Source organism: Paraburkholderia sp. BL17N1 (genome assembly GCF_003634175.1).
In the GTDB taxonomy this organism is placed as follows: Bacteria; Pseudomonadota; Gammaproteobacteria; order Burkholderiales; family Burkholderiaceae; genus Paraburkholderia.
In genome coordinates, this window is record NZ_RBIW01000001.1 from 1,486,975 (window position 1) to 1,508,795 (window position 21,821).

The 21,821-nt window shown below is 58.5% G+C and carries 17 protein-coding genes, 1 tRNA gene and 1 pseudogene; 7 read left to right on the top strand and 12 right to left on the bottom strand.

The window, feature by feature from the left end:
• Positions 1-63: 63 nt before the first annotated feature.
• Together B0G82_RS06445 and B0G82_RS06450 are read right to left on the bottom strand one after the other, a co-directional pair.
• Entirely contained in the window at positions 64-414 is a 351-nt protein-coding gene (locus B0G82_RS06445) for a hypothetical protein (RefSeq protein ID WP_106284746.1), read from the bottom strand.
• Positions 415-612: 198 nt separating this feature from the next.
• Positions 613-1,662 (bottom strand): oxidoreductase, encoded by a 1,050-nt coding sequence (locus tag B0G82_RS06450; RefSeq protein WP_121306981.1) that lies wholly within the window; start codon positions 1,660-1,662, stop codon positions 613-615.
• 309 nt (positions 1,663-1,971) lie between these two features.
• On the opposite strand from B0G82_RS06450, the gene B0G82_RS06455 reads away from it, so the two are divergent.
• Positions 1,972-4,062 carry a UvrD-helicase domain-containing protein gene (locus tag B0G82_RS06455; protein WP_121306982.1) on the top strand — a complete coding sequence of 697 codons (2,091 nt, stop codon included), beginning with the start codon at positions 1,972-1,974 and terminating at the stop codon, positions 4,060-4,062.
• 121 nt (positions 4,063-4,183) lie between these two features.
• Here the strand turns inward: B0G82_RS06455 and B0G82_RS06460 are convergent, their stop codons facing one another.
• Positions 4,184-5,083 carry a c-type cytochrome gene (locus tag B0G82_RS06460; protein ID WP_121306983.1) on the bottom strand — a complete coding sequence of 300 codons (900 nt, stop codon included), beginning with the start codon at positions 5,081-5,083 and terminating at the stop codon, positions 4,184-4,186.
• Between the two features lie 274 nt (positions 5,084-5,357).
• Here B0G82_RS06460 and B0G82_RS06465 point away from each other — a divergent pair.
• Both B0G82_RS06465 and B0G82_RS06470 read left to right on the top strand, forming a co-directional pair.
• Positions 5,358-5,433 (top strand) — tRNA-Arg (locus tag B0G82_RS06465).
• Positions 5,434-5,573: 140 nt separating this feature from the next.
• Positions 5,574-6,602: a site-specific integrase gene (locus B0G82_RS06470; RefSeq protein ID WP_121306984.1), complete on the top strand. Its 1,029-nt coding sequence runs from the start codon at positions 5,574-5,576 to the stop codon at positions 6,600-6,602.
• 176 nt (positions 6,603-6,778) lie between these two features.
• Here the strand turns inward: B0G82_RS06470 and B0G82_RS06475 are convergent, their stop codons facing one another.
• On the bottom strand, positions 6,779-8,047 hold the full coding sequence (locus tag B0G82_RS06475) for an IS256 family transposase (RefSeq protein WP_121306985.1): 1,269 nt from the start codon (positions 8,045-8,047) through the stop codon (positions 6,779-6,781).
• A 1,111-nt stretch (positions 8,048-9,158) separates the two neighbouring features.
• Here B0G82_RS06475 and B0G82_RS06480 point away from each other — a divergent pair.
• Entirely contained in the window at positions 9,159-9,791 is a 633-nt protein-coding gene (locus B0G82_RS06480; RefSeq protein ID WP_241974497.1) for a hypothetical protein, read from the top strand.
• Between the two features lie 132 nt (positions 9,792-9,923).
• On the opposite strand, the gene B0G82_RS06485 is transcribed toward B0G82_RS06480, so the two are convergent.
• The 6 genes from B0G82_RS06485 to B0G82_RS06510 form a co-directional block, all read right to left on the bottom strand.
• A complete protein-coding gene (locus B0G82_RS06485) occupies positions 9,924-12,530 on the bottom strand; it encodes a DEAD/DEAH box helicase family protein (RefSeq protein WP_121306986.1) in 2,607 nt (868 codons plus the stop codon).
• 3 nt (positions 12,531-12,533) lie between these two features.
• On the bottom strand, positions 12,534-14,669 hold the full coding sequence (locus B0G82_RS06490) for a DNA methyltransferase (RefSeq protein WP_241974499.1): 2,136 nt from the start codon (positions 14,667-14,669) through the stop codon (positions 12,534-12,536).
• A 162-nt stretch (positions 14,670-14,831) separates the two neighbouring features.
• Complete coding sequence (locus B0G82_RS06495) at positions 14,832-15,416, bottom strand: hypothetical protein (RefSeq protein WP_241974501.1); 585 nt, start codon at positions 15,414-15,416, stop codon at positions 14,832-14,834.
• A 459-nt stretch (positions 15,417-15,875) separates the two neighbouring features.
• The gene (locus B0G82_RS40285) at positions 15,876-16,331 is read right to left on the bottom strand and encodes a DUF6527 family protein (RefSeq protein WP_121306987.1); all 456 of its coding nucleotides are present in this window, start codon (positions 16,329-16,331) and stop codon (positions 15,876-15,878) included.
• The gene (locus tag B0G82_RS06505) at positions 16,328-17,542 is read right to left on the bottom strand and encodes a ThiF family adenylyltransferase (protein WP_121306988.1); all 1,215 of its coding nucleotides are present in this window, start codon (positions 17,540-17,542) and stop codon (positions 16,328-16,330) included. The genes B0G82_RS40285 and B0G82_RS06505 overlap by 4 nt, the downstream gene beginning before the upstream one ends.
• Positions 17,517-17,792, bottom strand: coding sequence for a multiubiquitin domain-containing protein (locus B0G82_RS06510; RefSeq protein ID WP_121306989.1), 276 nt, complete (start codon positions 17,790-17,792; stop codon positions 17,517-17,519). The genes B0G82_RS06505 and B0G82_RS06510 overlap by 26 nt, the downstream gene beginning before the upstream one ends.
• A gap of 177 nt (positions 17,793-17,969) precedes the next feature.
• Here B0G82_RS06510 and B0G82_RS06515 point away from each other — a divergent pair, with 177 nt between their 5' ends.
• Positions 17,970-18,308, top strand: a complete 339-nt coding sequence (locus tag B0G82_RS06515; RefSeq protein ID WP_121306990.1) for a helix-turn-helix transcriptional regulator — start codon at positions 17,970-17,972, stop codon at positions 18,306-18,308.
• Positions 18,295-19,095, top strand: a complete 801-nt coding sequence (locus B0G82_RS06520) for an ImmA/IrrE family metallo-endopeptidase (protein WP_121306991.1) — start codon at positions 18,295-18,297, stop codon at positions 19,093-19,095. The genes B0G82_RS06515 and B0G82_RS06520 overlap by 14 nt, the downstream gene beginning before the upstream one ends.
• Positions 19,096-19,656: 561 nt before the next feature.
• On the opposite strand, the gene B0G82_RS06525 is transcribed toward B0G82_RS06520, so the two are convergent.
• Both B0G82_RS06525 and B0G82_RS06530 read right to left on the bottom strand, forming a co-directional pair.
• Positions 19,657-20,340, bottom strand: a complete 684-nt coding sequence (locus tag B0G82_RS06525; RefSeq protein ID WP_147439454.1) for a hypothetical protein — start codon at positions 20,338-20,340, stop codon at positions 19,657-19,659.
• A gap of 688 nt (positions 20,341-21,028) precedes the next feature.
• Entirely contained in the window at positions 21,029-21,271 is a 243-nt protein-coding gene (locus tag B0G82_RS06530) for a helix-turn-helix domain-containing protein (RefSeq protein ID WP_147439456.1), read from the bottom strand.
• 264 nt (positions 21,272-21,535) lie between these two features.
• On the opposite strand from B0G82_RS06530, the pseudogene B0G82_RS06535 reads away from it, so the two are divergent.
• A pseudogene (locus B0G82_RS06535) lies at positions 21,536-21,799 on the top strand (recombinase family protein); the annotation flags it as partial.
• Positions 21,800-21,821: the final 22 nt, after the last annotated feature.

Genomic DNA, 21,821 nt, shown 5'->3' on the forward strand with positions numbered 1-21,821 from the left:
GCGGGACGTGATGCCCGCGCTCGTGCTGCTTCGGCGTTGAAGCCGAAATTGATTCTGGCGCGATTACTCGCCGATAGCGTGTGCCGCGTTGTCCAGTTCCTGATTCAAGACGCGCTGTTCGTCGCCCGACAGGCCGCCGCCGTGTTGCGCGGCCATGTCGTGCGCTTCCTGACGGATCACGTCGAGGCGATGGTGCAGCGCTGCGCCTTGTGGCGGCGGGTAATAGCCCTGATTCACGCGGTTGTCGATCCGGCGGCTGAGGTTGTCGATGCGGCCTTCGACCTGATGCAGGCGCTGATCCGCGATCTGTTGCGGGTTGGGGCGAGGCGCCGGCTGGGGTTGAGGCGCCACCACACAGGCGGCGAGGGAACTGAGCAAGGCGCAAGCGGCGAGCGCGCGGATAGTACGGGGCATGGACACTCCGGAAGTCATTGTCGTTTTGTGGTGCTACCCTGGTAGCAACGGATGACTACCGGGCCGCGCTGACCTGCCGCGCGGCCCGATTTGTAACGTTATGTTCCTTTCGGGCTTGTCAGCGTTTTTGGCCTGCGCCGTGTGCACGGCGAGTGCTGTTTTAGGTACACAAGCCGTCTCGCCGTGCGGACCAAACCGTCAGCGAATCCGCTCGAACGGCAGCCGGGCGCCTTCTTCCGAGCTTCGGCCGGCGAGCTCGATAACCGTCATGACGTCGACGGCGTCCTGCGCGCTCACCGGGAATTTCACGCCGTTCTGGATCGCGTCGGCCACCGCGACATAAAACCCGGCGTAATCGCCATTGCGCGTCGGCCACTCCCGCTCGACTTCCTGATCACCTTCCACGACGCGCACCACACCCGGGGCGTTGCCGGCGCCGAAGCCATCGTCGCCCGGACGCAGGCCCGCCTTCAACTGATCTTCCTGCGTGTCCAGCCCGTATTTCATATAGCTGCCGCGTGTGCCGTGGAGGGTGAAGCGCGGCGCGACCAGCGCCGTCAGCGCGCTCGCGTGCAGCACCACTTCGAATTCACCGTAGCCGAGCTGGATGTGCACGTAGTCGGGCGCGCCGGCGTCGTCACGATGAGCGCGCACCGTTGCCGACACGGTTTGCGGCGTGCCGAACAGCGCCAGCGCCTGGTCGATCAGATGTGGTCCGAGGTCCAGCAGCAAGCCGCCGCCTCGCGACGCTTCCTCGCGCCAGCGCTGCCGCACCTCCGGCCGGAAACGGTCGAAGTGCGATTCGTATTGCGTGATCCGTCCCAACTCGCCGCTCGCCAGCAGATCGCGCACGGTCAGAAAATCGCCGTCCCAGCGACGGTTGTGAAACGGCATGAAGAGTTTGCCTCGGGCGAGCGCGATGTTGGCCAGCGTGTGCGCGTCGGCGGCGTTCAACGTGACCGGTTTATCCACCACCACGTGCTTGCCCGCTTCCAGCGTGCGGCGTGCCAGGTCGAAGTGCGTGTCGTTCGGCGTGGCGATCACGATGCAGTCGAGTTCATCCAGCGCCAGCAGCGCGTCGAGGTCGGCGACCACCTTCGTGTGCGGATAGTCGGTGAGCGCGCGCTCGGGCTGGCTCGTGGCAATGGCCGCGACGCTCGCGCGGCCGCAGTGCTCGATCACCGGCGCATGAAAGGTCGCGCCGGCGAAACCGTAACCCATCAATCCAATCTTCAGCGATGCGGACATGCGTGTCTTCCTGCAAAAACGGCGCGCCGCTTTGCCACCGCGGCGACGGCGCGCAACACCGCAATTGTGGCATGTCCTGGCGGTGGACCGTCAGCGTCGTCGTGAGCGTGTGTCGCCGCTATCCGTCAGCACAATCGTGTTAACATCGCTCCTCTCGCGCGAACCGCAGCGGGCCGGAATACCGGCGCACCGCGCGGTGCGCCCGCTCCAGCCGCCGGGGCCGCGCAGCATGCCCCCGGGCCTCCGGCCGGCGAATACGCCGCCACGCCCTCAACCGCTGCTTTCAACCGCAACACCCATCCACTGACGATGTCCGCAGGCCTGAACCCCGCTCAAAATGAAGCGGTCCGTTATCTCGACGGTCCGTGTCTCGTGCTCGCCGGCGCAGGTAGCGGCAAGACGCGCGTGATCACGCAGAAGATCGCGCACCTGATCGAGGCCAAGGGCTTCGAGCCGCGCCACATCGCTGCCGTCACGTTCACGAACAAGGCCGCGTTGGAAATGCGCGAGCGCGTGAGCAAGCTGCTCGAAGGCAAGACGCTCACCACGCCCGGCAAGGAAGGCCGCAAAGTGCCCGTCAACCAGTTGACGGTCTGCACCTTCCACTCGCTCGGCGTGCAGATTCTGCGGCAGGAAGCGGAACACGTCGGCCTGAAGCCGCAGTTCTCGATCATGGATTCCGACGACTGCTTCGGCATGATCCAGGAGCAGGTCGGCTCGACGGACAAGGGCTTCATCCGCAAGATCCAGTCGATCATCTCGTTGTGGAAGAACGGCATGATCATGCCGGAGCAGGCGATCGCGATCGCCGCGAACGAGGATGAACATCAGGCCGCGATCGTCTACCGCAATTACGTGGCGACGCTCCATGCGTATCAGGCAGTCGATTTCGACGACCTCATCCGTCTGCCCGCCGAACTCTTCGAAAAGAACGAGCAGGTGCGCGACCGCTGGCAGAACAAGCTGCGCTATCTGCTGATCGACGAGTATCAGGACACCAACGCCTGCCAGTACGAATTGGTGAAGCTGCTGGCCGGCAAGCGCGCGGCGTTCACGGCGGTGGGCGACGACGATCAGGCGATCTACGGCTGGCGCGGCGCGACGCTCGAAAATCTCGGCCAGCTGAGCAAAGATTTTCCGAAGCTGCATCTGATCAAGCTGGAGCAGAACTACCGCTCGACGGTCCGCATTCTGACCGCCGCGAACAACGTCATCGCGAACAATCCGAAGCTGTTCGAAAAGAAGCTGTGGTCCGAACACGGCATGGGCGACACGATCACCGTCACGCCGTGTAACGACGAAGAGCACGAGGCCGAGTCCGTGGTGTTCCGCCTGTCGGCGCACAAGTTCGAGCGGCGCGCGAATTTCCGCGACTACGCGATCCTGTATCGCGGCAATTTTCAGGCGCGCATTTTCGAACAGGTGTTGCGGCGCGAGCGGATTCCGTACGTGTTGTCCGGTGGCCAATCGTTCTTCGACAAGGCCGAGATCAAGGACATCTGCGCGTATCTGCGTCTGATCGCCAACGCCAACGACGACCCCGCGTTCATCCGCGCGATCACGACGCCGCGACGCGGCGTCGGCAATACGACGCTCGAGGCGCTCGGCTCGTTCGCGGGCCAAGCCAAAGTGTCGCTGTTCGAGGCGGTGTACATGGGCGGCATCGAGGCGCGTCTGTCGCCGCGGCAGATAGAACCGATGCGCGTGTTCTGCGACTTCATGCAGCGTCTCACTGACCGAGCCGAGAAGGACGCCGCCGGCACGCTGCTCGACGAACTGATGGACGCGATCCACTACGAGGCCTATCTGTACGATGCATTCGACGAACGTCAGGCGCAGTCCAAGTGGCAAAACGTGCTGGAGTTCATGGAATGGCTCAAGCGCAAGGGCACCAAGGCTGAGCCCACGGGCGCCGCGGCCGATGAAGCCACCGGCTACGACACCGCCGACGGTCTCGGCGACACCGGCAAGAGCCTGCTCGGGCTGATCCAGACGGTTGCGCTGATGTCGATGCTCGAAGGCCGCGAGGAAGATCCCGACGCGGTGCGTTTGTCGACGGTGCATGCGTCGAAGGGTCTGGAGTATCCGCACGTGTTTCTGGTGGGCGTCGAGGAAGGCATCATGCCGCATCGCGGCGGTGCGGACGACGAGCCGATCGACGACGCGCGCATCGAAGAAGAGCGCCGGCTGATGTACGTGGCGATCACGCGTGCGCAGCGCAGTCTGCATCTGAACTGGTGCAAGAAGCGCAAGCGCGCGCGGGAGACGGTGGTGTGCGAGCCGTCACGCTTCATTCCCGAAATGCTGCTCGACGACGCCCCGCCGCCGACGCCCGAAGAAGCGCCGATGTCGCCGAAAGACCGGCTCGCGAGTTTGAAGGCGCTGTTGCAGAAGCCTTGAGCTGATGCTGAGATTGTTGAGATCGCGTAGGCCCGTTTGCCGACCGAGAGACAAAAAAATCCCTGCAACGCGGCGACGCGGTGCAGGGATTTTTTGTGCTGCGGCAAACGCCGCGAGCGTGTTACTTCACCGCGCTGACCATGTAGTCGACGGCGGCCTTCACATCCGCGTCGGAGGCTGTCGAGCCGCCCTTCGGCGGCATCGCGCCCTTGCCGTGCAGCGCGTAGTTATAGACCGTGTCCATCGGCTCTTTCAGACGGGGAGCCCAGGCATCCTTGTCGCCGAACTTCGGTGCGTTCAACACGCCGGCTGCGTGGCAGGCCTGGCAAACCTGCTGATACAACGCCTTGCCGGCTTGCGATGCGTCGGCGCTTTGCGTGCCGCCCGCTGCCGGCGCGGCCGCTTGCGGCACGCTCGCCATGGCGGCCATCGCTGCGGCGGCCTGAGCCGCACCCGCGCCGGAAGCGCCGGCCGGCGCCGCGGCCGCAGCACCGGATGCCGCTGCTGCTGTGCCCGCTGCCGGCTGAGCCGGTTCAGGGAAACTGCCGCCGGAATTGTTGGCCATGTAGGCGACCGCGCGGGCGATTTCGAAATCGCTGTAGTCGTCCGGACTGGTGCCGCCGCGCGGGGGCATCGCGCCTTTGCCGGAGAGCGCCGTGTGCAAAAGCGTGTCGAAGCCCTGGGCGATGCGCGGTGCCCAGTCGGCGGTATTGGTGAATTTCGGCGCGCCTGCGGCACCCGACGCGTGACACGCGGAGCACACCGCCTTGTAGACTTCCTCGCCGGACTTGTAGACGCGCGGCGCGTTGGCGTCGCGAATGTCGACCTGGGCAAACGGCTTGATGCGGGCGGTGACCTCGGCTTCGGAGAGGGAGTCGGTGCCGGCGCCGGTGCGCGTCGAATTGTCGACGTAGATCACTAGCAGAACGATGATGACGATCGGTACCGCAAAACTGGCAATGATTGCGGCGACGAGCTGCCCGGGGGTTTTGATCGGGGCTCCGTGTGGTGCTTCGCTCATGCTTGTCTCGTCTCCGTGGGTATGTGAGCGGTACAGCGTGACGGCAACTTCTTGTTCTTTAATCAGGCACGGACGATTATAGACGGAACATTTCGGCGGCGGCGAGGGGCGCGGCGCGGTGTTCAGCAGGCGTTTACCCGCATCGCGCGGGTTGTGCGAAAGACTTCGAAGACCGCCATTCAGGCCGTCCGGTGGACGGTATGGCGGAAACCGGGTATCCTTTCGGTCTCGCTTTGGCGTCGCATCCGTTCTGGTGCCGCGCATTCTTGTTGAAGCGCCCGTAGCTCAATGGATAGAGTACTGCCCTCCGAAGGCAGGGGTTGCTGGTTCGATCCCAGCCGGGCGCACCAATAAAATCAAGGGCTTACCTCAAGCTCAAGCCTCGGTTTGCAGTGTTTTCAGATTTCCTGCTGCATTTTTGCTGCAGTCCTGCTGCAAACATCAACGGTCTGGCGAGCTATACCCTGTTCCCAATGTTCAAGGAACAGAGATGGCATCCATCACCAAACGCGGTCCGTATCAATTCCAGGCCCAGGTTCGCCGCAAGGGCTACCCCACGCAAAACAAGACTTTCGAGACCAAAAAAGAGGCCCTTGACTGGGCGACCGGTGTCGAAGCGCAGATGACGAACGGCACATTCATTGACCGGTCCGAACTCGAGCGCACGACCTTTGGTGACCTGCTCGAGCGCTACGAAAAGGATGAAACGCCGCACAAGCGCGGCTGGGAAACAGAGCTGGTCCGTATCCGCGCACTGAAAAAACATCCCCTTGCGGCACGATTCCTCTCCACACTGCGCAAGACTGACTTCGCCAACTATCGTGACGAGCGGTTGAAGACCTGCTGCGCCGAAACTGTCCGGCGGGAGTTGGTTGTCATTTCCGCCGTTTTCACGACCGCGAAGGAACTGTGGGAAATCCCGCTTGAAAGTCCGCTTGCCGGTGTCCGGTGGCCGACCAGGGGCCAGCATCGCGAGCGCCGCCTTGAAGGCGACGAGGAAGCCCGACTGTTGGAAGCAGCCAGCCAGAGCCGCACGCCATCGCTGCGGCTCTGCATCATCCTCGCGATAGAAACGGGAATGCGCTCCGGCGAAATGGTGAAGCTGCGTTGGGAGCAGATTGACCTTCGTAAGAGCATCATCCGGCTCTATAAAACGAAAAATGGTGATGCGCGGACCGTGCCGCTGTCCGAGCGCGCTGAGGCTGCCATCCGCGAGCTTACCCAGCGAGCGTCCGGGCGGCTGACCACCTTTCACGACGCGCGCGGCTTGCGAAAGGCGTTCAAGCTCGCCTGCGAGCGGGCCGGCATCAGTGGACTGCGTCCTCATGACCTGCGGCACGAAGCCGCCTCACAACTGGCGCCGCGCATGGAGACCGCGACCCTGGCCAAGGTTCTGGGATGGAAAACCCTGCAGATGGCCATGAGGTATTACAACCCGACCGACGAAGAACTGGTACGTGCGGTGCGGGCGCCTTCCGCCAAGGTGAGCGGTGACGCGGACATCGCGGTCGGCGGTTAAGGCACCGACTCAGCGTAGACATAGACCTGAATAGAAGACCGGGTGTCGAGCATGACGCCCGGTCTTGAGTTGAAAAGTACCTAAGGGATACTGCCTCTTCTCGCTATCTGACCGACCAAGGTCAGAGGTCGACCGGAGGTGTCAGAAATTTCGTGTGCTGAGGCCGGTTAAAAATCTCAGCTGATGGCGGCGGTGAATCGCTCACCGAACAGAATGGCGAACTGATTGACAGCTTGCCGCCAGGTGATAGGCGGCATCTTCCAATCCTTTTCAATGTTGCGCAAGGCCAGATACAGCAGTTTGCTGGCGGCTTCGTCGCTCGGGAAGTGGCCACGATTCTTGACGATCTTGCGCAACTGCATGTGCATGCTCTCGATGGCGTTGGTCGTATAAACGATTCGACGCACCTCGTGAGGATAGGCAAAGAAGGGAATCACCTGCTCCCATTGGCGTTGCCACATGGCCGGGACGGTAGGGAATTTGCGGCCCCATTCGCTTTGCGCAAAGGCCTCGAGCGCCGCGGCCGCCGCTTCAGCCGAGGCGGCCTGATAGATCGGCCTGAGCGCGGTAGCCAGCGGCTTACGGTCCTTCCAGCTCGCCAGATTCAGCGAATTACGGATCAGATGCACGATGCAGGTCTGGATCTGCGCGGCCGGAAACACCGCCTCGATGGCCTCCGGGAACCCACGCAGGCCGTCGACCACCGCAATCAGGATGTCGTGCAAACCGCGATTCTTCAACTCGTTGAAAACCTTCAGCCAGAACTTGGCGCCTTCGGTTTGTTCGATCCACAAGCCCAGCACTTCCTTGCGGCCGTCAGCCCGAATGCCCAGCGCCAGGTACACCGCCTTGTTCCTGACCGTGCCCTCGTCGCGGATCTTCAGTCGAAGTGCGTCGAAATACACAATCGGATACATCGCGTCGAGCGGGCGTTGTTGCCACTGCTCGACCTCAGCCAGCACCTCGTCGGTGACCGTGGAAATCAGATCGGGCGACACTTCCAGGCCATACAGCTCCAGCAGGTGAGCCTGGATCTCGCGTACGCTCATGCCGCGCGCGTACATGCTGATGACGTGGTCGTCGAATCCCGCCAGCCGGCGCTGGTACTTGCCGACCAGTTGCGGCTCGAACGTCGCCTGCCGGTCTCGCGGGATATCCAGCGTCAGTTCGCCGTTGGGTGTGAGCACTGTCTTGCGGCTCGTACCGTTGCGGTGGTTGCCGGCGCTGCCTTGCTCCGCCTCGCTCTCCAGGTGATGCGTCAGCTCCGCGGCCAACATGCGCTCAGCCAGTTGCTTCTTCAGTTGCCCGGCCAGGCCCGATTCCCCGAGAACCGACTCGGCGTTCCTGTTCTGCACCTGCGCCAGCAGTTGATCGATCAGCTCATCGGGGAACAGCTTCGGCGCCTTCGGGTTCTTGCTCTTCTTGGTCACTGTTGTTTCGGTCATTGGACGTTATTTCCGTTATCGTCTCATGACCTCGACACACTAAAAATCTGACAGGCTCGGTCGACCATTCCGCGGCCAAGCGAAATGGTCGGCACATCACTGCAACGGGCCGCCAAGCCCACCCCACTGGAGCCACACACACTTTCCACCGCTGGCAGTTTTCGAGTACCGGTTGCCGGTTCGCTCGCACCTTGACTGATGAGGTCTCGGAGTTTGCTCGAACTCTACTATCCGCCGCTCCCTCTCTTGTGCCGTCCCGGGTGCCACCCCGGTCGATTGGCCGTCAGAGATTCCCACGTTAGTCCACAACGTCAAACCCACGATTTGAGATATGGAGTCTCAAGGTCCAGGCATCGCATACGCTTCATGGCTTGCGCCACTTTCGGCCTACGATGTTCCAGAGCATCGGCTTACCAGCCCGACCTATCATCGACTCATCACGCCCCGCAGGCGCATATCCAAGGGTCTTTACTCAGATGGGGGACTCACACCCCCAATTACAGGCTTAAGCTATCCAGAGACCCACGCATTCCCGCGTGGTGCCGAGCAGTCCAGGTTTCCCCTCATGCCCCTGCCGCATTTCTGCGACCTCATCAGCCCACCTGCCGAGTCCGGGTAACGCCGTTCGAATTTCGAACGCCCCCCGGCGCGGATTTCCACCGCTTCGAAGTGAACAGGGTTGGTGCGCGTTGCCGCGCCTCCCGTGTCCGTGTCGCCCAACACCGCGCCGAAAACGCGGATTGGGTCGAAAGAAGCATGTCTGCTTCTAGCGCCCGTTTCAGCCGCACCAGCCAGAGTTATCCGGCATGCAGCTAAGGCGGTGTTCGAGAGGTTGGCGACCTCTCGCGTGTCTTTCGACGTGTGTGTGATTTGCAGTTGGCGGTCTGCCCTTTGCGCCCTTACGGGGTACGCAAAAGGCAGACCGCGATGCGTGCGAGCCGCCGAGCCTTCGCTTGGCTGCCTGCCCTGCAAACACGATTGCCTTAAATGCGTATAGCTGTTTTCCCGTGCGTCGCACGGAACATCAATATGTTTCATCGCGCATCGCCGAATCACACTTCACCGGCGCGGTTCGCGCTATACGAAGCATCACCTTTCGTATCGAACCAGCATGCCAGCCTCGACTCCCATCGCCCGGAACAAGACCGCCGCCATGACGCGCGTACTCGACTTGGTTTCGCGCGGATACCACCGATACATCAGCGGCACAGTGCCGGTAGCGAAGGCGGAGGCGCTGGCGCAGAAGTTTCACGCCAGGTACGGCATCGGCTGCTCGCCCGCCCAGCGGCTCACGCGGAAAAGCAAAGGGATGGCCAATGCTGTGCTCGTGATGTACTGGCCGGAGACGGCGGAGCGTGTCGAGTGGTTGCTGCTGGCGACCGGCGGTAGCGGGTTGGATGGCGAGGCGCTTCTCCCGGTGGACGAGTCGCCGCGCCTGACTTGGCTGGGATATGAATTGATTCGGCATCCGTCGCGTGGCCGGGCCGCGTGGACTTGGCGGCGCACGCGGGACGAGATGGCCGAGTTGCACGCGCTTGTAGCTTTCCAGGCTGGACAAAGGCACTACAAGGCGCTAGCTGATACGCTTGTGTGTATCGCCCGGCAGCCAGGGTTTCACGGCGTGCGCGCCCAATCGTGGGGGCTGTTTCAGGAAGCACGCCGACGTGGTTACAACGGGGATTTGCCGAACCTCTTCCATGTTCAGAAGGTCAGTCATGGAGAGCGCTTGGCGCTCTCCACCTGAAGCCGCCGACAGGACTTGGAGTACAGAAAACCGTAATGGCGAATCTAAATTGTTCAACAAGAACCTGACTGCGGAGGCTGCTCACGAAATTTCCCCCATCCGGCTGGTCGCATGCAGCGCGCTAACATGCGACTAGACGTAATCGTTGGCAACCTCGCTCTCAAACAACGCGGCGGCAGATAACGTGGTCGTTGCGATGGCCTGGCGAACCTCTGCTCGGGTCAGGTCCAGTACCCGCCATTTGCCATTTACCTCGGCCACGGATTCGACCCGGCGGAATGCCGCCGGATGAGTCGCGGCGTATTGCGCGAGGCCCCGTAGTTTTGGCACTGCATCGCTGTACTGAGTACCATGTGGGTCGACAAGGTCAGCCACAACAGCGCCATCATTCTCGACAGCGAAAAAGATGAAGTCCGGCCGAACAATTTTGTATTCGGCGTCATCGAGATATGCAATGCCGAGCGACGACTGCCCAGGTTGCTGTGGATTGCGATACCAGAATTTGAAGCCATCGCGCTTACTTTCCTTGGCTAGCACGGCCTCCTCCCAGTCATTCAATTTCGCGGGATAGTTGCCCTCCGAATCGCAGAGGAGGTGGTTCTTATATGTGGGCAGCCGCTTGGTAGTTTCGCCAAGTCGCTCCTCCGACATTTCATCCTTCCGTTCCGGACGGACTAGGTCGACATCTTGCGGTTCGGTACTCATCTCCCGAATTTGACGATACGACTCCTGCCGGTCATCCGGCAACTGCTTGATGGCCGTGCGGTACTCTTCCAGCCAGGCTTTGGCCTGCCGGTCCGCGGCAGTATCGAAGAAGGGCTGTACATTGGAGACTAGACCCAACGCAGCAATGTCTGTCCGAGCGTCGTCAAGCGCATCGAGAAGCGAGTCCGGGTCGTCAGGGTCGGCAGCTTTCTGAGCTAAAAATTGTGCGTATGTATTCGCGACAGGCAAGCCAAAGACGCGGGCAGCACGATGGAAGAAATCGTTAATAACGGCCATGTCTGCCGCTTCATGGAATTCATCGAACGACCTTTTCTTGCTCTGCAGATTCGCGTGGAGTGTTGTGCCGTCAACGGTGATGACCGACTGACGTCGAGCAACGATGTCGTCCCTGAATTTGTCTTGGGCAGCATCAAGCACCTTGTGCATGGCGGCATGAGCCTTCTTGCCGGCATCTGCCAGCAGTCCGTCTACAGCCAGTTCGTGGGCCAGTGCCGTCAGTCGCTTGACTGGTTTCGCTCCCTTCTGCGGTCGAGTCTGGGAAGGTAGCGACTCGAATTTTTCCCATACCGCATCTGACACTTCGGGATGAGGCGTCATCTCTCGCGGATTGACCAGCACGCGAGCGAAGCTGGGCTGGGTCTCGTCATCTCCACCCTTCATCAAAGCATCGACAACGGATTCCGCCGTCTTTTTGTCGAAGTGTGGCAGCAGGCAGAACACCGAGTTCAACCGCTCATTGCCAGGAATACGCCGCGCCAGGGGGGAGCGCACCATACGCCCAAGCAACTGGGTGATATGGGTACGGTCTGCCGCCGCACGAAACGACACCATGACTTCAGCTCGAGGACAGTCCCAGCCCGTACTGATTGCGTCCTTGGCAATAAGCACGCGTATCCACGTATGGTCCTGGACTTGCTCGGGCGAGATGTAGGGAACCGTGTAGTCCCCAAATTTCTCAACGCGGTGCTCACCAAGCACATTTGCTACGCAATCGGTGCGCAGTTCTGGCCATGTCCGGAAGACGGTCTGTAAAGCTTGGCCAACAAGATTCGGGTCAGGTTTGTTCGGGATTTGCAGTACCATCAATGGTGCTACGACGTTCGTTTCAGCCTGTTGCTTGGCGTATGCCACCCATCCCTCAGTGGACTCCCTCAGCCTTTCCGTCGCACGACGAACGAGCACAGTGTCGAAATCACCCGCTGCATCCGGGATGTCCAGGATGATGACGTCCTTGAGTAGACCGGATTCCTGCACCTTGGCCGAATCAACTACAACGTTCTTCAGCTTGTTATGTTCGTTGGAGGCTTTTATGGCCTGGTCGAAGCGTTCGACCGTAGCCGAAATTCCCCACACGACAGGCATGCCGGGTACACCGCTGGCGCCATTGATGATGCGTCGCACGATGGTTGCACGAGCGTTCTGCGCGTTAGCAGTGAAGTTACCCATGCCGCGGTGAGCCTCATCAAGCACGAAGTACACCGTCAGGCTCGGGTCTTCGATGGTGTTTCGAATCGTGTCCCAAAGTGTGTAGGCGCGCAAATCAGGCCGAGTTTCTGGGAGCAGGTCGCCCGCCTTGGCTTCTAACTCTTCTTGGTCAAATCCACGCACCAGCAGGCTGTTTTTGCTGAATTTTTGCGTGTTCAGGAAATAGATTTTCTTCGCTTCAAACGTGGCGCGATTGAAGTTGTTGTATTCGACGACTTTGAGGTCCGATGGGTCGATACGGTCAGAGGCCTCCATTAAGCGGAAGCGAGTCTGCTCATTCAGTGCGGGGTCGTCGCTGAACCAGAGTACAACCGCACCAGGGTCTGCATCGAAGTCGTATTCATCGTCACCGTGAAACAGGGCCTCGAACACAGCGGCGGCCATTACGGTTTTGCCGGCACCGGTCACTGCGGTCAGGGAGAATGCATTGCGTTCCCCTTCTGCATGCCAGCGTGTGCGCGCCTTCTTCAGGTTGACAAGGACCTCGCGCACCGCGTCCGACTGGTAATCCTTCAGGGTGAACTTCATCCCTTAATCCCCATTGGCAAAGCTGAAATTGGTCAGGTACGACTCGTACAGTCGGACAGGTTCAACGGGCACTGGCAGCCGACGTGCAATTGCCTGGAAGCGCCGGTCATCATCCGTGACGATGTACGCGATACGTAGCCCGGAAGCATGCTCGACCGCATTGCAGAATGGTTCTGCGGCATCGATGTCGACGAGCAGACCATATGTGTCTACTACTTCCCAACCAGCGTCTGGCAGTTTGTTGATTCGGCGGCCACGACTTCCCGCACGCATCCACAAGAGTGGGGCAATACGCGCGAACGCCATGTTGTAGCTGACGGCGATTGCGGTTTCATAGGTCAATGTGAAGAACTCAGCGTTTTCTTTGAAACCTTCCGCCATTGGAAATTCATCGTTAAATTTATAGTCTCCGCTGATTGGCTGGTTATCTGGCGTTCTACCCGAGATAGCTGCAGCCACCCGAGGCTTGGTAATGTAATCACAGATTCCCCATTTTTCCCATTCAGAGTCGCCAGGACGAAGCCTCTGCTTACGTAAATCCAGTTGTTCATCCGCTGCAACCTCGTTGTTTGTTATAGAAATGCACTGCCGATGACCGCCATCTTGACGATTGAGCCGCATAACAGCATGCGCAGCGGTACCTGAGCCAGCAAAGAAATCTAAAATGATGGCATCCCGTTTATCGCCAACGAAGAATCTAAGCGAATCCTCTACTGCATAAAGTGATTTTGGAAACGGAAATCGACGACTTGGAATTAATTTCGACAAAATAAGGGAGCCGCCATTTTCCGCGTTGTGAGACGGCATATTCCATACTCGCTTTGGTATTACGCCTTTGCGTTCGCGGTGAATCGCCTGAACAGCTCCATCTTCGTCACGCCCAACCACTTCAATTCTGCCATCCAAAATCGCATCAACCGTACCACTCGGCAAATAGTGAATAGCAGATTGTCCCTGCTCGGGTTTGTGATTGCGCGAGCGGATAAAACCATCGTTCAAATATCGTTTTGCCGTGTCAGGAGTAATTCCCCAAAGTCCCTCTTCGCCGTTAGGCCGAAGTGGCCAAACAGCAAAAGTACCGGGAGGCACTGAAACACTATGCCTATCTATTTCATCAGAAATCGGTTCACCAATGGAGTGAATATATCCCGAGTCTAAATGAACGAAAATTGGATAGAATTGATTGGGTCGCGCACCCCGTCTCGCCGTCGGCTCACGGCGGCGCATCCCAAGCCAATCGACTGGCTTTCCTATATGGGCAGTGGCAGACCGAGAATCGTCTAGCATATTCTGCTCGCCGACTTGCACTATTGAAGAACCAATCCTAACAAAATAAATAAATTCTTCTACGCGGGAGAATTGCCCAATTCTGGCGACCCCTTTTGCACTAATTACTGAAGTTACCATTTCAATCGACGCTTCAGGAAACAGTTGTTCCAGCAACAGCCCCAGTCGGAGGTATTCCTTTTCATCGATAGAAACAATTAATACAGAATTCGACGGGTTCAACAATGTCTTTGCAATGAGCAAGCGACGCTCGATAAAGGCCAGCCATTTGCTATGTCGATACAGGTCATCGCCTTCGACATAGTCGTTGTTATATTTCCAGTCCCTGGCACCGGTGTTGTATGGCGGGTCAATGTAGATGGCATCTACCTTGCCGCGGTGAGTGTAAGTCAGAGCCTTGAGAACGTGATAGTTCTCACCAGTGATGACTGTGTGATACGGCTTTTCGCCACCACGGCTCACTTGGCCGGTACTGACCAAGCCGGGGTAAATTGCATCCCCAAATTCCGCCACAACCACGAGGTCGTCCACGACCACGCTTAGCGTCTCAACCTCGTCTGAATCGAGCGATTCAATGTCGGCAACCTTACCGCCGCCGGACTTGGTCACTCTCTTGACTAGCCAAAGCCGCTCGTCTCCTATCTTGGTCGAACCTCGCTCCGGTAGCACGCGAACCTTGTCTCCTTTGCGGACAGGGCGAAGGGGCAACTCGACGGCCTCTGGCCGATGCCGCTCGAAATTCAGGCCGAACGGCAGGCGTGCGGACAGCACCTTGAATTCCCGCTCTAAGTCGGCACCCATCGTGGGGTCTTTGGCTTTGGCTTGGGCAATCAAGTCGGTCAGTCGGGACACGTCAACTCCTTTTGGTTAGCGCTGAATTATGACAGGTGGGCAGAGGAAGTTCGTCTCTATGGAACCGATTTCGGGGCCGTGGTGATTGAAGTTCATCCAGACGGTCGCGCTGTGTCCGCGGTCTGTCTACATGGATTAGATGCCTGCCGCCGTGACCAGCAATTATCGAGTGGGTTGGCGGCTGCGACGCGTTCCACCTACTTGCGGACAGGTTCGCGGGTTGGCAGTTGTGAGCATCACTCCCCATGGCGTCCAGGCGTACGGGGAGTGATGCAACTCCCCTGTTTCGAGGTCAACCCAACCTGCACCCGGGAACCTGCGGGCACGATGGCCATGTGGCAGCAGCTTCTGCAGCCAACGCGGCAGCGCCGCACGCATAACTGCAGCCTGACCTTCCTCGTCCAGCCCGCCGTATCCGAGCAGTCGGGCTCCCTTGGGCAGTTTTGCGTAGCCGTCGAACTTCGACATGTACTTGCTCCAGTCACGGACGCTGCGGCAGCTTTCGCGCCACGTGCTGCCCCACGGCCACCATTTGCAAAGACGAGCATCATCAATCCGGACACCGCGCGGCAACCACAGAATCATGTGGTAATGCAGCTGCCCAGCACGCTCGAGCACCCAGGCATACGGCAGGTTGTGGCCTTTCCGCTTGAGAAATTGACGCAGTCTGGCGAGAAATTCGCTGATATGCCGCGAGGAGAATTCGTCGTTGTTGCGATACGTAAGCGTGACGGCGACGGCGTACAACCCGGCTCGCCTGGCCGCTCGATGCTGTTCCTTCGTGAGGCGTGAGAGTTTCCGTTGGCTATGGGAACGTCGCTTCCTGGCTACCAGCGTCGCACTTGTTGCGGTCTTATATTTGACAAGTTCAACGCAGCGAGCGGCAGGTTCTGGAGCGGAGGTCGATTGGGTCTCGACCGGGTGAAGCTGAAACGGCATAGGCACACCTGTCGTGGTGTGCCGCACCAGCAATTAACGGCTATGCTCTCGGTACTGCAAAAAAATATTTCCTCGCGCTGAATGCGGCGAGATGAGAGTTCCGCGCCTATACTCAATTGAGCATTGTGTATCGACGCGCCTTGCGTGCACCGCGCCCCGGTTCCAGCCGGGGCGTTTCATTTGGTGCTCGTTGAGTATAGGTATGCCGGGACCATGCTCGTTCATCAAACCACTGAGATGCGAAGTGGCAACGTGCGTGGAAACCCGTCAGTTACCTCTCCACCAGCGTTGCAATGCCGTCCACAGCCACTGGATAAGCGAACTCGACGTCTTAATTTTTACGTTTTCTGTCCGCGCAGCTTCATCCTTCTCTCTATTGAGGGCTGCAACGTATCGGGCCTTATCCGCACGGTCCCGTGCCTGAACCCGCTCAATCTGCTGCCGGGTCATGCCCCCGGACCAGGTGATGCGATTACGACGAATCCAGTAGTGCGACCGGCACGCGTAGTTCCAGTTGCCTATGGAGGGGTGAAGGCTCACGAATCCACCGTCATTTCGCAATTGCCATTCTGCGGGGGAGAGAGGCGTCACCACTTTCTCCCCGCACCCACAAGCACAAAGATGCGATGCGGTCTTGTACTTTTCGCTGACATACAAGACCCCTGGCTCGAGCACCTTTGGGACAAACTCTACGTACCTTGGTTCGACGGCGTCCAACTTCATGGCTGCGTCTCGGCGATGGTGACTTGCCTTGCGAGGGAAGTCATGTTGACGGAGAAGAGCATGTTGTATGTGTCGAAATCGGCCTGGTAAAAACCGCAGTATTGTTTCCACCGCATGACTGCGAGCTGAGCATTCAGGGCGTTCATATCCGCCACCTGAATGTTCTGCCGATATAGGACATCATCGTCACCATCTTCCGTCGGAACACACTGCCCCAGGTGGTCGTGCTTCTCCGGCGTCGCGATAGTCACCCGGCAGCTACCCAGCAATTTCATGGACGGCTTCACCAGTTGCAAATTCATCCCAACGTCAACGAAGGCAATGCCCTGCGCCAAGAGGTAGTTGAAGATAAGTTTGCGCGCTTCGCCCTTGTCCACGCAGACGAACACGAAGTTGAAACCTTGCAGCTCGCTGATGTTCGACGCGTCCAGATAGTACGGATGGCTTTTCACGCCCCGATGCATGGCGTCATATTTGCCCTGGAAGTATTCCGTCTTTGGCTGCTTTGCGTCGATTTCCTCCGCGGTAGCTGCACCGGGCGACCGAAAGGCATTGTGCTGCAGGTAGAGGTCGCCATCAAATAGATGAATCTCGTGGATGGGCGTCTTCGCGAGCTGGTCAAGCACATAGGACCCCGTGCCGCCCAAGCCCACGATAGCGACCTTCCCCATTGCTAGACGCGCGGACGTCGTCATGATTTCCGCCCTGGCCGAAGCCGTATCCGCATACCGGAAAACCGATGTTCCATCCTCTGCAATGGTGAGACGCCCTGTCTGCGCAGTGGCCAAAGGCTCCAACACGCGCGCCTGAGCCTGAATCAGATTCGCGTAGTGAGTGACCTTTTGGTAGTGGTCCGAATAGGCGTCAACGCCAAAGGGCTTATTCGAGAATCGGTGGTCAATGGTGCAGCCGGGAAAGAGCTCTTGGCGGGTGTGTTCGTTTTCAAGCTGCGACATTGGCGAGCCATCAGCGAAGCACGGATACTCGCCCGCCCACCAAACCTGGTGCGTATCGCCGCCTGTATTGGGCGGCAGCACGCTGCCACCGCTTTGAAGGTAGAGGCATACCATCGTGCCGAGCTTGACTTGCCTGTCGGCCGTTACATAAGGCACCCGATGCACCAAAAGATGCTGCTGGCGCACTTCAACCTCGTAGCCGGCGTCCACAAGCTGCTGCAGGCCCGAATCAGGAGCGATTGGTTTTGATGACATTGAAGCTCATCCCGTCTTTGACCACGGTTTTCTGGCCCGGCGCCAGGGTGCCGTCATGGCCATGCGGGTTCGCGTAGCTGACGGAGTAGAGGATGTCGAATGGCCCTGCAGGGAAGGCGAGGCGGACCACCTGCTCATATGTCAGCTGATGGTCGGATACGGTCTCTTGCTGGCCGTTGATGACGAGGTTGTACGTCTTTTGTTTGCCGGGTTCGCCGGCTGACTGTGGTGCGGAGTTTTCAGAGTTCATAGCTTATTGCCCCTTTTTGGAAAGTGCCCGAGGTGCGGAAGCTCTCGGAAGCCACGCCGAGAACGCATCGTTATATTAAGTTAACGAAGGGGCTGCCGTCAACTATTGTGATACGCGCCGTTCTTCGTATATAATGTCGCACTTGAGAATCATTCCGCTACGTTAGTAGGGAGACACATGTCCTTCGGTGCGAAACTGGCAGAGTTGCGCCTGCGCAAGGGCGAGTCATTGCAAGACGTTGCCAATGCAGCGGGCGTCTCCAAGACTCACATATGGCACATGGAGAAGGGAAACAGTGGGAACCCTTCCCTGGAGCTACTTCGCAACCTGGCTGAGCATTTTTCTGTGCCTGTATCCTATCTAGCAGGCACAGACGGCGAGTCCTCACTCGAGGATGTCGAGGCGCAACAGTTTTTCCGCGACTTCAAGTCACTATCTGAAGCTGAGCAGGCTGTTTTGAAGCAAACGCTGCAGCTTTTTAAAAGCAAAAAGGCGCGGGTAGATGGTCCAGCTTGACCTGATTGAACTTGCCGACCTCGCTCGGCCGGAGCAACTTGTCGCGGAAATCCTTAGGCAGAATCCGCAGCTCCCAATCCCGGTGCCCATTGAGGAATTGGCGCGCCTGGCTGGCATCTCGAAGATTGAGGCTTTCGACAGCGTTGGATTTGAAGGCGCGCTCCTGACCAACGCGACCAAATCGGAAGGAGCCATCTTTTTCAGCTCACTGAGCCCTCGGCCGCGCCAGCGCTTCACCATTGGCCATGAGCTTGGACATTTTTTGCTCCCGTGGCATCGACAGGCCTCCTTTCAGTGCACCGCGGATGACATCAGTTCGCGCAGCAAAAAGGATTGGGAAATCCAAGCGAACCAATTTTCCGCAGAATTGCTCACGCCTGAACCGTTGGTTCGGCGCATGCTTCGCCAACTCAGGGAGCCTGAGCTCGCCCACATACTCAAGCTGCGGGACGAGTTCGCAACCAGTTTTGAGATGACCGCTCGGCGAGTCGTCGAACTCAATGACTATGCCTGCGCGGTTGTCTTCTCCAAGGACAACATGGTCCGCTACTCGATTCGTAGCGAATACTTTACGGAATGGCTGAGTGTCCGAAAGGGGGACCGGCTACCTGCTCAAAGCCCCAGCAGTAACGCCATTAGTGACCCGGACGAATGGCACGAAATTGAAGCCCACTGGTGGCTTGCGGAACCGCCAGGCCGCGCTAATCAGCCCGAGACAATCTACGAGCAGACTTTGATTCAGGAATATGGGCACAAGGTAACGCTGCTAACCTACGAACCCGAGTAAGGAACCTGGTTTGTACGCTGTTCCAGCGAGCACGCCGTACGCCGAGATAGCTATCTGTCCCTGCGCGACCACGGTTTCCCACGTGCAATGAACCTTATCGCTCTAGCGCCATGCCCACTACGCCAGCGCTAGGCAAGCGACGCAAGGCGCGAGGGTGAGGAGGCCTGTCGCCGGCCTCGCTCCCCGCATTTAGCTAGTCCAGCAAACGGCGGTTTATTGCATGGATTGGGCGACGGTTTGCAAGCGGATTGACGGCCGCCCACGTTCGCGTAGATGAGATGGCCGACCAGGCATTGATTGCGCGGGGAACACCATGCGCGACTTACCTCCATTTACCGTGCTACCTGAAAAACGTATTGAAAAAAACGTATTGCAAGCGTGGCAATGCAAAGCGCAAATAGAACCGCTTTTTTTTGAACGCTCTTGGTACTCAGGACGGCAACCGTCTCCGTAAGTCGGCTCACTGACGTGACGAGTAACCACCGCGGCGAACCGCTGCATGAATTGTACTTGCATGAGCCTTCACCAACTCGCTTATCAAGCTTGCTTGTAATTGCTGCCTTAGGCGAAGCGCTTGGCAAAGTCTCCGGCAGCCTTAAGCACGGTTCTGACCTGCTGGGCCGCGAGAAGTTGAAGCGGCGTGGGGCCGCCAACAGCATCTGTCGGAGTGGTGAAAAAATTCCATTTGCTCCACGCGGGCGTATTGCGCAAGCGCCGGATGACCTTCGCGAGGTCATCGCTGGAAATCTGCGGCGAAAGAAAGAATGCGGGGTAGTAGGGCTCTGGCCCGACATCAACGCTGAAGATGTGTCCGGAAGCGATGCGCTTTTTCAGCTGTTTCCTTGTAATTTGTGCGGCTTGGCAGAAGTCTTCCGTGCGTAATACCTTGCCCTCCTGAACCAGCGGATAGCGCTCGCGTAGCGTCTCTCCTTCTTGACGCAGCGAAGGAAGGTCTAAGTTATACACCGTGGCCACGCCGATGATTTCACGTAGCTTTTTTTTGAGCATCCGACCAACCTCCGCGTCCGGAAGGGCGAGAAGTGCTTCAGCACCCGTTGGGTCGAACAGGATGGCAGCGGTAGCGGCAAGTCGAAATGCATGTTCCAAGCGTGCGTCGTTGACTGAAACAGTTTCCGTCGATTCCCGCGCTGACCGTGGCATGTCATTCCTTTCTTTTTGAGCACAAAATGCTCGCGCAAACCAGAAGCGCCGAAGCTGACGAATGATGACCGGAGTTTCGGTCACAGAGCTGGTTGGCACACACAGCACAAAGCTAACAAGCCAGCCCGATTACCGTCAACCAATACTTCGCACTGCTTGGCAAATTACATATTTGACGCTATACGAAGGTAGTTTTATCGTTGCGACGATGGAACAGTGGGTATGTCGTCGCCTCGACAGGTATTACGGACTGCAACCCGCGCGCTTGACGCAAGGAGACCGTCACAAGAATGTGTGTCCAGGTGGCACACTTTCCTGACGGTCCGCTGGCCTTAACCGACTTTGACGGCTGCCAAGGTTCGCATCCTGAAGCGGCAATTGGAAATTCATATGCAGGACGGTTTTGGAAGCCGGACAAGAACTAAGCTCGTAAGACGTATCACGGCAGTGACTGGCCGCGGCGCGACCCGCTGATAGCATTCTCGGGCGCAGGCGCGAAGTGTGTCCAGGTGGCACACTTTTCGGTAAGGCTCGTCTTGAATCACCTGGAATGAAGCGCGCGGATGAGTGTCCACGGTTGGACACTCTGCGATACGTGCCGAAAGGCGCTGATGAGTGTCCAACGTTGGACAACTTTACGGACGGCGCCTCAGGGCCGCGTTCGCTAGGAACGTAAAAACGCTGGTTGTTGAAAGTATTAATTCGCTTTCACCGACTTTGTGCCAGGAGCGACGAGTGTCGGCCACGGCCGAGACATCTTGCCTCAGCCCAGTCATTTCTCGTCACTGTTCGAAGCGTGGTACGCCATCATTGCTTCCTGCAGGGTGGTTTGATAGGCAAGCACGGAGACCTTCGTCACGAAACAGTTGTTCGCTGTTTTGTGGTGAATCTCGAGCTTGCCCTGGTCGATAAGCGTGACCACATGTGGACGCGAGACGAACAGGAACTTCGCCGCCTGCGCCGTGGACATGAATGAGTTCGCATTCGACGAACTGCCGCCGCCATTTCTTGACACGCTGCCTCCCTCCGTGGGCACTGAAGAGTAGGCGACATGTCGGCTGCGAGCAAGGACCAAGTCTCAGCTGACCATCCGAACGGGCCGGGTCGCTCTTTCCATGCGACTTTGTCGCCCCAACACACCCCACAGGCGAAACGATGTAGGTTGTCGAGAAACGACGGTTTATTCGACATGTTGGCAATGATGGTCCCGGTGCCGCGTTATACCACTGTAGATGCACAACAACCGCTTCAACAATCTACGTCTACAAAAGGGGTATCAATGTCAATTATTGGATATGCTCGCGTCAGTACGTTCGAGCAGACGCTCGACCTGCAGCGCGATGCACTTAATGCCGCCGGCGCAGTCAGCATCTATGAAGACAAGGCGAGCGGCAAATCAGCTGACCGGCTCGAACTTCAGCATTGTGTGAGAGCGCTGAGAAACGGCGACACGCTGGTCGTCTGGAGACTGGACCGGTTGGGCCGCAATCTCCAGGACCTGATTCGCATTGTTAATGAGCTCGAGGAGCGAGGCATTAAGTTCAGGTTGTTGATTTGCACTGAAT